The sequence below is a fragment of the Stenotrophomonas sp. genome, from assembly GCF_032056425.1.
GTDB lineage: Bacteria > Pseudomonadota > Gammaproteobacteria > Xanthomonadales > Xanthomonadaceae > Stenotrophomonas.
In genome coordinates, this window is the sequence record NZ_DAMBCN010000049.1 from 1 (window position 1) to 10,673 (window position 10,673).

The 10,673-nt window shown below is 67.9% G+C and carries 9 protein-coding genes and 1 pseudogene; 8 read left to right on the plus strand and 2 right to left on the minus strand.

Annotated elements, in window-relative coordinates:
* Both cycA and RTY46_RS18970 read left to right on the plus strand, forming a co-directional pair.
* Positions 1 to 1,281, plus strand: a 1,281-nt coding sequence (gene cycA, locus RTY46_RS18965; protein WP_312710324.1) for a D-serine/D-alanine/glycine transporter, incomplete at its 5' end; no start/stop codon positions are given.
* A 342-nt stretch (positions 1,282 to 1,623) separates the two neighbouring features.
* Positions 1,624 to 2,388 carry a lytic transglycosylase domain-containing protein gene (locus RTY46_RS18970; RefSeq protein WP_312710325.1) on the plus strand — a complete coding sequence of 255 codons (765 nt, stop codon included), beginning with the start codon at positions 1,624 to 1,626 and terminating at the stop codon, positions 2,386 to 2,388.
* Between the two features lie 3 nt (positions 2,389 to 2,391).
* Here RTY46_RS18970 and RTY46_RS18975 read toward each other — a convergent pair whose 3' ends face one another.
* Positions 2,392 to 3,915: a hypothetical protein gene (locus RTY46_RS18975; RefSeq protein WP_312710327.1), complete on the minus strand. Its 1,524-nt coding sequence runs from the start codon at positions 3,913 to 3,915 to the stop codon at positions 2,392 to 2,394.
* Between the two features lie 128 nt (positions 3,916 to 4,043).
* Here RTY46_RS18975 and RTY46_RS18980 point away from each other — a divergent pair, with 128 nt between their 5' ends.
* On the plus strand, positions 4,044 to 6,128 hold the full coding sequence (locus RTY46_RS18980) for a gluconolaconase (RefSeq protein ID WP_312710329.1): 2,085 nt from the start codon (positions 4,044 to 4,046) through the stop codon (positions 6,126 to 6,128).
* On the opposite strand, the gene RTY46_RS18985 is transcribed toward RTY46_RS18980, so the two are convergent.
* The gene (locus RTY46_RS18985) at positions 6,106 to 6,513 is read right to left on the minus strand and encodes a YciI family protein (protein ID WP_312710331.1); all 408 of its coding nucleotides are present in this window, start codon (positions 6,511 to 6,513) and stop codon (positions 6,106 to 6,108) included. The genes RTY46_RS18980 and RTY46_RS18985 overlap by 23 nt on opposite strands.
* 712 nt (positions 6,514 to 7,225) lie before the next feature.
* Between RTY46_RS18985 and RTY46_RS18990 the strand changes: the two genes are divergently transcribed.
* The 5 genes and pseudogenes from RTY46_RS18990 to RTY46_RS19010 form a co-directional block, all read left to right on the plus strand.
* Positions 7,226 to 7,639: a YciI family protein gene (locus RTY46_RS18990; RefSeq protein WP_312710333.1), complete on the plus strand. Its 414-nt coding sequence runs from the start codon at positions 7,226 to 7,228 to the stop codon at positions 7,637 to 7,639.
* A 47-nt stretch (positions 7,640 to 7,686) separates the two neighbouring features.
* Positions 7,687 to 8,106, plus strand: a complete 420-nt coding sequence (locus RTY46_RS18995; protein WP_312710334.1) for a VOC family protein — start codon at positions 7,687 to 7,689, stop codon at positions 8,104 to 8,106.
* 30 nt (positions 8,107 to 8,136) lie between these two features.
* Positions 8,137 to 8,547: a VOC family protein gene (locus tag RTY46_RS19000; RefSeq protein ID WP_312710335.1), complete on the plus strand. Its 411-nt coding sequence runs from the start codon at positions 8,137 to 8,139 to the stop codon at positions 8,545 to 8,547.
* Between the two features lie 44 nt (positions 8,548 to 8,591).
* Complete coding sequence (locus RTY46_RS19005; protein ID WP_312710336.1) at positions 8,592 to 9,854, plus strand: sigma-70 family RNA polymerase sigma factor; 1,263 nt, start codon at positions 8,592 to 8,594, stop codon at positions 9,852 to 9,854.
* Between the two features lie 105 nt (positions 9,855 to 9,959).
* Positions 9,960 to 10,673 (plus strand): annotated as a pseudogene (locus RTY46_RS19010) (hypothetical protein); the annotation flags it as partial.

The following is a 10,673-nucleotide window of genomic DNA, read 5'->3' on the forward strand; positions in this document are numbered from 1 at the left end:
GGCCTGTTCATGGGCTCGGGCAAGACGATCAGCCTGGCCGGGCCGTCCATCATCTTCGTCTACCTCATCATCGGCGCGATGCTGTTCTTCGTGATGCGGGCGATGGGCGAGCTGCTGCTGTCCAATCTGAACTACAAATCCTTCATTGATTTTTCCACCGATCTGCTGGGTCCATGGGCCGGCTTCTTCTGCGGCTGGACCTACTGGTTCTGCTGGATCGTAACGGCCATCGCCGATGTGATCGCGATCGCCGCCTATGCGCAGTTCTGGTTCCCCGAACTGGCTGCGTGGATACCGGCGCTGTTGTGCGTGCTGCTGTTGCTGGGGCTGAACCTGGTGACCGTGAAGCTGTTCGGTGAAATGGAATTCTGGTTCGCGCTGATCAAGATCGTGGCGATCTGCGCGCTGATCATCACCGGCGCCGGGCTGGTGGCGTGGGGGTTCACCTCGCCCAGCGGCCACACCGCCTCGCTGTCGAACCTGTGGAATGACGGCGGCATGTTCCCGATGGGGCTGGTGGGCTTCTTCGCCGGTTTCCAGATTGCGGTGTTCGCCTTCGTCGGCATCGAGCTGGTGGGCACCACCGCTGCGGAAACCGCGAACCCGGAACGCAACCTGCCCAAGGCGATCAATTCCATCCCGGTACGCATCATCATCTTCTACGTGCTGGCGCTGGTGGCGATCATGGCGGTGACGCCGTGGCGCCAGGTGGTGCCGGACAAGAGCCCGTTCGTGCAGTTGTTCGTGCTGGCCGGCATTCCCGCTGCGGCCAGCCTGATCAACTTCGTGGTGCTGACCTCGGCCACCTCGTCGGCCAACAGCGGCATCTTTTCCACCAGCCGCATGCTGTACGGCCTGGCCGAGGAGGGCCACGCGCCCCGCGGTCTGTCGCGTCTGTCGCGCGCAGCGGTGCCGGCCCGCGGCCTGCTGTTCTCGTGCCTGTGCCTGCTGGGGGGTACGCTGCTGATCTACCTGATTCCCAACCTGGTGACCGCCTTCACCCTGGTGACCACGCTGGCCACCGTGCTGTTCATCTTCGTCTGGTCGCTGATCCTGGTGGCTTACATGGTCTATCGCCGCCGCTACCCGGAACGCCATGCGGCATCGATCTTCAAGATGCCGGGCGGCATTGCGATGTGCTGGGCCTGCCTGGTGTTCTTTGCAGGTGTGCTGGTGCTGCTGAGCCTGCAGGCGGACACCCGCCAGGCGCTGCTGGCCAGCCCGGTGTGGTTCGTGCTGCTGGGCGTGGGGTACTGGCTGCGGAGCAGAAAGGCGAAGTAAGCCATCGTTTTCCCACGTGGGGCCAGAGCCCGTTGCGCAGCAACGGGATCCGACCCCTTGCCGTTCCAACAGCTCGCAGGAAATTGTCGAAGGCGGGGTGGGTCCGGTTGAGGGGGCGTGAGCCGCATGGATGCGGCGACCGAGCTTACATGGACGTACTTGCAGCGTCCCCCTCAACCGGACCCACCCCGCCATCCCACGGATAGCCAGCTTCTGCCTTTGACGTTGACGTTGACGTTGACGTTGACGTTGACGTTGATTCGGCAGGTGCAGGGCGCAGCCCTGCCAAAACCCACCCCATTCACCCGGAATTCGCGGGCGCGGCTGGATCATCCGGCCGCCATGTCCTTCCGCCCCCTCCTCATTGCGCTGTTGCTGCTGCCGGGCCTGGCCAGCGCCCGCACCGTGTACCGCTGCGTGCAGGGCAACACAGTCAGCCTGGCCACCGCACCAGAGCCCGGCTCGCGCTGTACGCCGAAGGAGATCGAAGACAACGCCATCCAGGCCCCCAACCTGTGGGGCAACATGGGGGTCTTCAGCGGCGTGCTGTATGAGCGTGAGCAGGACGGCACGCTGGTCTATTCCACCCGCAATCTGCCCGGTTCGCGGGTGTTCCTGAAATTCACCGTCGCCACCCCGCCCGGTGAGCCCGCCCACGAGGGCCTGGGCAAGGTCGGCAAGCCGCAGCTGGCGCCGCACGCCAGACAGTTCAAGGCCGCCGCCAAGGCCACCGGCGTCGACGACGCCTGGCTGCGTGCGATCGCCCATGCCGAAAGCAACTTCGATGCGCTGGCCGTCTCCAGCAAGGGCGCGCAGGGCGTGATGCAGCTGATGCCCGATACCGCGCTGGAATACGGCGTGCGCGACCCGTTCTCGCCACAGCAGTCCATCGACGGCGGTGCCCGCTACATGCGTGCCCTGCTGCGCCGCTACAACGGCGACCGCGCGCTGTCGGCGGCCGCCTACAACGCCGGCATCGGCGCGGTCACCCGCTACAAGGGCGTGCCGCCGTATGCCGAAACCCTGGCCTACGTGGACAAGGTGATGGCCCTGTACGCGCGCTATCGCGAGGCGATGGGCATCCGCAGCGAAGTACCGGCGAAGTAGGGTCTACTCGAAGGGGTAGAGCGCATGCCGCCCGCGTGTGCCGACGGCGGCGATGGCCTCGCCTACATCGGCGCGCTGCAGCACCTGCTGCAGAAGCACGTCACGTTCGGCGGCCAGTGGCCACCTCGGAATATCACCGTACTGCTGCACCTCCTGCAGCATGTTCTGGCGGGTAGCCGCATCGCGCAGACGTCGGATCAGCTCTGCTGCGGCGTCGTTCTGGCGGCCCTGGGCCAGCAGCGCATGCAGGTAAGGATCGCGATCATTGCCCTTGCGACCTGCAATGGCGGCGGTCGCGCGTGCCACGGCCGCCGGGTCCCCCAGTTGCTGGTAGGCGACCACCCGGACCAGGTCGGCCACGCTTTTTCCGTAGTCGCTGATGGCGTGCAGTTCTTCGATAAGGGCCAGGGCCTGCGCGGGCTGCCGGTCATCGGCCAGCCACAGGGCCAGGTTCAACTGCTGGCCCACGGCGGCATGGCCGCCCGGGCCGAAGGACATGGCGTGGCGCAGGGTGGCGACGGCCGCGTCGGTCTGGCCCAGTCGGCGCTGTGCCTCCGCACGCAGGTTGAGCAGCCAGGCCATCTCCATCAGGGCATCATCGTCGTGCGCATGGAAGGCGGGCGTGGCGTCTGCGAACGGTGCGCTGGCTTCCAGCAGGCCCGTGTTGTCGCCGGCGTGCAGCAGGGCGACCAGCAACGCAGTGACACGCGGCAGCTGGTGGGGATGTGCCTGCACATTGCGACGTAGCAGGGCCACGTAGGCGGGCAGTGCGGCTTCGGCGGAGAGCGGTGTGGCGCGGGCCGCCATCGCGGCATCGAAGCGGCGGTCAATGCCCAGGTGAAGCAGTGGCATCGGCTGATCGATGCGCGCCACCGTGCGCTGCAGGGCCTCGGTCTGGCCTGCGTCGGCCTGCAGTTCGGCCAGCCGTTGCCAGCGGTACTGCGGATCCCGGCCCTCATCGGTCCACTGCGCATCGAACAGCGCCTGCAGCAGTGGCTGAAGCGCTGCAGTGTCGTCCCTCAGGGCCTGCGTCAGATGGTTGACCAGCACTGGCTCGAAGCGTGCAGCGGCATTGTCACCGTTCCACGCCAGAGCTTCGCACAGGGCACGTGCCGCGTCGGCAGGGCGGCCGGCGGTCGCATAGAACGGCGATCGTGTGTCGCGCGGATAGGTCCGATCAGGCGTGAGCATCTGCGCCTTGTGCAGTAGTGCAAGCGCCTCCTCGGTGCGCTTGTCCTCCAACGTCAGCCATGCCTCCAGTTCGTAGGCATTGGCCTGCGTTTCATTGCCGCTGCGCGGCAGCTTCGGGTCGGCGCGCAGGCGTGCCAGCAGTGCACGGGCGCGCGTGTAATCGCCCTGCTTGGCGGCAGTCCAGCCCATCTCCAACTGCTGGGACGGGGTGGCCTCGGACATCGCGCTGGCCAGTTTCTGTGGCGGAAGATTCGCGGCCCCCAGCAGCGGTGCGAACGACAGTGACACCGTGAGCAGCAGGGTGCGGGGAAACGAGGCGGACACACGAACCGGCATGCGGGCAACCCTTCCATGGAATGCGCCGATTGAAGCCTGATTGCAGGGCCGTTACAAGCGCCGTGCTCGACGCCGTTGCAGCCAGCGTCTATCGTCGTGGACTCTTCAGGGCAGGGCGAACGCAAGCGATGGCACGGCGGCAACGGATGGCAGTGGGTGCAGTGGTCGTGCTCACGGCAGCGGCGCTGGCCGCAACCTGGTGGGAGCGCCCCGCGCAGGCACCGGATGCGCCTGCCGGCCCGCAGCCCACGCCGCTGGCCTGGACCGCGCAGATCGAACCGCTGGCCGGTGATGGCCACCCCGGCGACCGTGACGGCGCCCCGGCCCAGGCGCGCTTCGCCGAACCCTATGCAGTGCTGCGCACCGCCGATGGCAGCGTGTACTTCACCGATGCCGGCGACAACAACCGCATCCGCCGCCGGCTTGCCGATGGACGCGTTGAAACGGTAGCCGGGCAGGGCGAAGGCCTGGCCGATGGGCCGGGCCTGCAGGCGCGCTTCAATACGCCGTCGGGCATCGCCGCCGATGCGCAGGGCAACCTGTACGTGGCCGACACCGGCAACCACGCGATCCGCCGCATCGGCACCGATGGCCAGGTGACCACCGTGGCTGGTGGCACGCAGGGCTATGCCGATGGCCCGGCCGCGCAGGCGCGCTTCGATGGGCCGATGGGCATCGCGGTGGACGCGCAGGGCCAGGTGTTCGTGGCCGATACCTGGAACGACCGCATCCGGGTGATCGGTACCGATGGCAATGTGCGCACGCTGGCCGGTGGCGATCGCCCCGGTTTCGCCGATGCGGTGGCAGGCGAGGCGCGCTTCGATACACCGGTGGCACTGGCCTTCGATGCGCACGGTGCGCTGCTGGTGGCCGACTTCTTCAACAACGCGGTGCGCCGCGTCGGTGCCGATGGCACGGTGAGCACCGTGGTCGGCAACGGTGGCGTCATCAACGGGCCGCTGTCGCTGGCCACGACCCACGACGGCGTGCTGTATGTGGGCGACTTCGGCGGGCGTATCGTGCAGGTAACTCCACAGGGCCACCAGATCGCGCTGCTCGGCAACGACCGGTTGCCACGCCTGGCCCGACCCAGCGGCTTGGCGGTGGAGGACGACGGCAGCCTGCTGGTGGCCGACGCCGCCGGCTACCGCGTGCACCGCGTGCGGCCGCTGGCGGTGGGCGCGCTGCCGGCACCGGCATTGGTTGGCCCGGCCGCGGACGCCGCGCTGCCCGATACCGGCGGGCGCTGGCCGCTGGCGCCGCAGCAGGGCTGGCATGAAGTGGTCGGCACGCTGGGCGAAGTGCGTGGCACCTTCACCGGCGAGAGCCGCCACCACCTGCACGGCGGCTTCGATGTGCGTGGCGACGTGGGGCAGACCGTGCTGGCCATCGCCGAGGGCAAGATCAGCAGCCCGATCGCGGCCTGGAGCCTGGGTGGCCAGGCCGAAGGGCTGGCGGTGGGGCGCCTGAGCTATATCCACATGCGGGTGGGCCGCACGCCTGCCGGCAAGCCGTTCGATGCGCGCTGGCAGCCGCTGTACGGCGAGGACGGCAAGCTGGAGCGCATCCGCGTGCGGCGCGGTACGCGCATCCATGTGGGCGACCGTCTGGGCAGCATCAACAGCCAGGCGCACGTGCACCTGCAGGTCGGCACCAGCGGTTTCGAGACCAATGCGGTGGCGCTGGGCTTCACCGGCTACGCCGACCACTTCGCACCGCGCGTCACTGATGTCGGCCTGCTGGATGACAATGACCAGCCGCTGGCCGCCGGCAGCGATGGCGTGGTGATGCTGGCCCGGCAGGGGCGTGGCGTGCAGATCGTGGTGGAGGCGTGGGACCAGGTGGACAACAACCTGCCGCGCCGCCGGTTGGGGTCGTACCAGGTGGGCTACCAGATTCTCGACGCGGCCGGGCAGCCCCTGCAGGGTTACGAACAGCCGCGCTGGAACATCGTGTTCAACCGCATGCCGCCGCAGAAGCAGGCGGTGAAGGTGGCCTATGCACCGGACAGCGGCATTACCGTGCATGGCAGCGCGGTGACCCGCTTCCGCTACCTGGCCACCAATACCGTGCGCGATGGCCTGATGGAAACCGGGCGCTGGCAGCCGGCCGCGCTGCCGCCGGGCGAGTACATCATCCGCGGCAGTGCGCGCGATTACAGCGGCAATGAAGGCATCGGCAAGCGCGACATCAGGGTGCGGCTGCTGCCATAGCCGCCGCCGGCGCGCCGCAGCGCTCGCGCTCGGCGTCCATGTCTTCCAGCGGCCGCACTTCGATGCTGCCGAAGCGGGCCCAAGGGAAGTCACGGGCGATGCGCATGGCCTCGTCGCGGTCGCGTGCGCGGATGAGGTTGAAGCCGGCCAGCAGTTCGCGGGTTTCGGCGAAGGGGCCGTCGAGCACGCGGCTGTGGCCATCGCGCACGCGCAGGGTCTGGGCGGTGTCGACCGGCTGCAGTTTCTGCGCGGCCAGCAGGGTGCCCGCGGCCTGCAGCTGATCGGCGTGGGCGAGGCAGTCGCGCATCAGCGCGTTGGACTCTTCGCTGGGCAGGGCCTGCAGCAGGGCGGGTTCGATGTAGATCAGGAGCAGGTACTGCTGCATGGCACGGTCCTGGCGTGGCGGGGCAGGTGCCCATGATGGCGCAGGTTTGCGCGGAATCATGCTGCAGCGCGAAAAGCGCGCCTTCGGCGGGGACCGGCGAACGGCGGAGCCCCTCCGTGGTGGGGTGGGTTGGTCGCGGAAAGCTGGTTTCCTGCGAGAGGGCCAGGCGGGTGGGGTTGGCGGGGACGCCGTGAATCCGTCCGTGGAGGCTTAGCCGCGCCATCCATGGCGCGGATACCCCGCCAACCCCACCCGCCCGGCCCCAGACAGGTTCACGCGGCTGACCCACCACGGGAAATCAAAAGCAAAAGCAAGAAGCGGGTCGCTTCGCTCGCAGAGCCGGCACCTCGCGCCGACTGCTTTTGCTTTTGCCTTTTTCTCTTGATCTACCGTGGTGGGTCAGCCGCGTGAACCTGTCCGAGGCCGGTGGGGGTGGGGCCGCGGGACCGCAGGCGCCATGGATGGCGCCTACGAGCCTCCAGGGATGGATTCACGGCGTGTCCCGCGACCCCACCCCCACCGGCCCAAACCAGTAAGCCCAGCTTTCCGCGACCAACCCACCCCACCACGGAGGGGCTCCGCCGTTCGCCGATCCCCGCCGAAGGCGCGCTCTGCGCGACAGGAAAATAATTTCCAGGAACCTGTCGATCCCCGTCCTCCTCGTTCGTTGTTAGAGAGAAGAGCGCGCCGATGCCGCCCACGGGAGACCGACATGAAAGTGATGGTGATCGTCAAAGCCAGCGCCGATTCCGAAGCAGGGCGCATGCCCAGCGCAGCGGAACTGACCGCCATGGGCGCCTACAACGAACAACTGGTCGCCGCCGGCATCATGCTCGCCGGCGAAGGCCTGCATGCCACCGCGCGTGGGCGCCGCATTCAGTTCGGTGAGGGCACGCCCACCGTGCAATCCGGCCCGTTCGGCCCGGCCGAACAGCAGATTGCCGGCTTCTGGCTGTGGCAGGTGCGGTCGCTGGACGAGGCGATCGAGTGGGCGCGGCGCGCCCCGTTCAAGACCGGTGATGCGCTGGAACTGCGCCCGCTGATCACCGCCGAGGACTTCGGCGAGGCTTTCACCCCCGAATTACAGCAACAGGAACAGCGTCTGCGGGAACAGCTGGAAAACTGACCCTCCGCCGGGTACGCCCCGGCGCCACCACCCAACGGAGCATTGCCATGAAACTGATTCCCTTCCTCGGCTTCAGCGGCCAGACCCACGACGCCATGGCGTTCTATGCCAAGGCGCTGGGCGGCCTGGTCACCTCGGAAATGAAATACCGCGACATGCCGCCCTCCGATGAGCCGGGGTGTGGCGACATGCCACCGGAAACGCTGGACCATGTGGCACACAGCCAGCTGGAGATTGGCGCGGCGATCCTGATGGCCGCCGATGGTCCCGGCGGCGAGGGGGGCAGTGCAACCACCATCAACGTGGACGTGGACAGCATCGAAGAGGCCGAGCGCGTGTTCGCCGCGCTGGCTGAAGGTGGGCAGGTGCAGATGCCGATTGCAGAAACGTTCTGGGCGCATCGCTGGGGCATGTTGATCGACCGCTTCGGCAAGCCGTGGATGGTCAACTGCATGAAGCAGCCGTAATCCCCTCTTTTCAGAACAAGGAACCCGACCATGAGTGCAGCGCAGCCGCAGATGATCTTCGTCAACCTGCCCGTGCAGGATCTGGACGCGTCCAAAGCGTTCTTCAGCGCCCTGGGCTATCAGTTCAATCCCGCGTTCACCGACGAGAACGCGGCCTGCATGGTCATCAGCGAGAGCATCTTCGTGATGCTGCTGGTGAAGCCGTTCTTCCAGCAGTTCACCAACAAGACCATTGCCGATGCCCAGGCCACGACCGAGGTGATCACCTGCCTGTCGGCCGACAGCCGCAAGGCGGTGGATGTGCTGGTGGACAAAGCCGTGTCTGCAGGCGCCAGCGAACCGCAACCGGCGCGCGATTACGGCTTCATGTACCAGCGGGGCTTCCAGGACCTGGATGGCCATCTGTGGGAAATCGCGCACATGGACGGTGAGCCGGGGTGAGTGCCCCGCTTGTGGGGCCCGGCCGTTGATGCTGTGATCGGTACATGGCCGAGCCCACCCTGACCCAGCGCATGGACACCCTGTGGCGAATGGAATCGCCCGTGCTGATCGCGCGCCTGGCACGGCTGCTGGGCGGTGACGTGGGCCGTGCCGAAGAGCTGGCCCAGGACACCTGGCTGGCCGCGCTGGAGCGCTGGCCGGCGCAGGGCATGCCGGACAACCCGGGGGCCTGGTTGATGACCACCGCACGCAACCGTGCCATCGATGTGCTGCGCCAGCACCAGCGCGTCGCCCAGCAACACGCGCAGTGGGGCGAGCTGCTGCACCCGGCCGCGCTGGCTGCGCCCGATGACAACCAGATGCTGGAAGACGACCTGGGCGACGATCTGCTGCGGTTGATGTTCGTGGCCTGCCACCCGCTGCTGCCGGCCGATGCCCGGGTGGCGCTGACCCTGCGCCTGCTCGGTGGCCTGACCACGGTGGAGATCGCCCGCGCATTCCTGCAGCCCGAGCCCACCATCGCCCAGCGCATCGTGCGCGCCAAGCGCACGCTGGCGCAGAAGCAGGTGCCGTATGAGGTACCGCGCGCCGATGCGCTGCCGGAGCGGCTTGGTTCGGTACTGGAAGCGATCTACCTGATCTTCAACGAGGGCTACGCGGCCAGCGCCGGTGATGACTGGATGCGCCCGGCGCTGTGCGAGGAAGCCCTGCGGCTGGCGCGTATCCTGGTGCACCGCATGCCGGTGCCGCCGGTGCTGGGCCTGCTGGCGTTGATGGAACTGCAGGCCTCGCGCGCGGCAGCCCGGATGGACGCGCACGGGATGCCGGTGCTGTTGGACCAGCAGAACCGCGCGCGCTGGGATTGGCTGCAGATCGCGCGTGGGCAGCAGGCGTTGGCGCAGGCCGTGGCCGCCGGTGGCCAGCACGACACCTACGTGCTGCAGGCGCAGATTGCCGCCTGCCATGCCGCCGCGCGGCAGGCGGCGCAGACCGACTGGGCACGCATCGCGGCGCTGTACGCACAGCTGCTGCAGGTGATGCCTTCGCCGGTGGTGGCACTGAACCGCGTGGTGGCGGTATCGCGCAGCGAAGGCGCGTTCGCCGCATGGGCGCTGCTGCAGCCGCTGTTGGTGGATGCGCGCCTGCAGGGCTATGCGCCGCTGCAGGTGGTGCGCGGCGAGCTGCTGCAGGCAATGGGGCGGGATGCCGACGCGCGCGATGCATTCGCCGCTGCCGCGGCACAGAGCAGCAACGGCGCCGAGCGTGCTCTGCTGCGGAAACGGGCCGGCCACGTCCCGGAAAACTGAAGCCGACCAAGGCAGCACTTGCCGGCGGGCCGCTGAGCGGCTATGTTTCGCGCCCAGCGAACGTGAACGCGGTCGCACTCCATGCGTTGACCGAGGAGCGGTTGGATGTTTTCAAGGACGAAGAGCGCGCCGCGCGCTTTTGCGCGTCTGCTTGCCTATGCGCTGTGCCTGGCCGCTTGGCCGCTGGCAACCCAGGCCGCAGAGAAATCACAGCAGGCCTACTGGGCCGGTTTCGCTTACACCGCCGATGCCGCCGCCGTGAAGGCGACCACGCCGCATGCGCAGGCCGTGCTGGAAACGCGCGGTCTGCTGCCGTTGAACCAGACCCTGTGGCAGGCACTGCAACGGCGAAAGCCGGCGCAGCTGGAGCTGATCGACCAGCCGGTGGCGATGCTTGACGGTACCACCAGCGCCACCGTGCTGGCTGCCGCGCTGGACCGCGAACTGGTCTCGGTCGAGCCGATCGGCAGCCAGTACAAGGTGCTGGTGGAAGTGGCGCTGCAGGCGCTGTTCTTCGATTTCCGCGAGCGCCAGGTGATCGCCTCCTATCCGCTCACCCTGCAACGCATTGACGTGCAGGATTACCGCCCGGACCGCGACGATATCGACGCGATCGTGGCCGATCTGCTGTACGGCAGCGCCGATACCAGCCTCTCGCAGGTACTGGCCCAGGCCTTGGCGCAGGCCCGCCTGCCGGAAGCGTCCACGCGCCGCCTGCAGGTGGGCGCGGTGACCTTGTCCGATGCCACGCTGGCCAAGCTGCCCGATCCGAAGTGGGCCGACACCCTGCGCGCCACCCTGGCCCATGAGCTGTCCAAG

Bases quoted from the DNA above. Each gene is read 5' to 3' on its own strand.
- RTY46_RS18970 (WP_312710325.1), top strand. From the start codon at position 1,624: ATGTCCTTCCGCCCCCTCCTCATTGCGCTGTTGCTGCTGCCGGGCCTG.
- RTY46_RS18975 (WP_312710327.1), bottom strand. From the start codon at position 3,915: ATGCCGGTTCGTGTGTCCGCCTCGTTTCCCCGCACCCTGCTGCTCACG.
- RTY46_RS18980 (WP_312710329.1), top strand. From the start codon at position 4,044: ATGGCACGGCGGCAACGGATGGCAGTGGGTGCAGTGGTCGTGCTCACG.
- RTY46_RS18985 (WP_312710331.1), bottom strand. From the start codon at position 6,513: ATGCAGCAGTACCTGCTCCTGATCTACATCGAACCCGCCCTGCTGCAG.
- RTY46_RS18990 (WP_312710333.1), top strand. From the start codon at position 7,226: ATGAAAGTGATGGTGATCGTCAAAGCCAGCGCCGATTCCGAAGCAGGG.
- RTY46_RS18995 (WP_312710334.1), top strand. From the start codon at position 7,687: ATGAAACTGATTCCCTTCCTCGGCTTCAGCGGCCAGACCCACGACGCC.
- RTY46_RS19000 (WP_312710335.1), top strand. From the start codon at position 8,137: ATGAGTGCAGCGCAGCCGCAGATGATCTTCGTCAACCTGCCCGTGCAG.
- RTY46_RS19005 (WP_312710336.1), top strand. From the start codon at position 8,592: ATGGCCGAGCCCACCCTGACCCAGCGCATGGACACCCTGTGGCGAATG.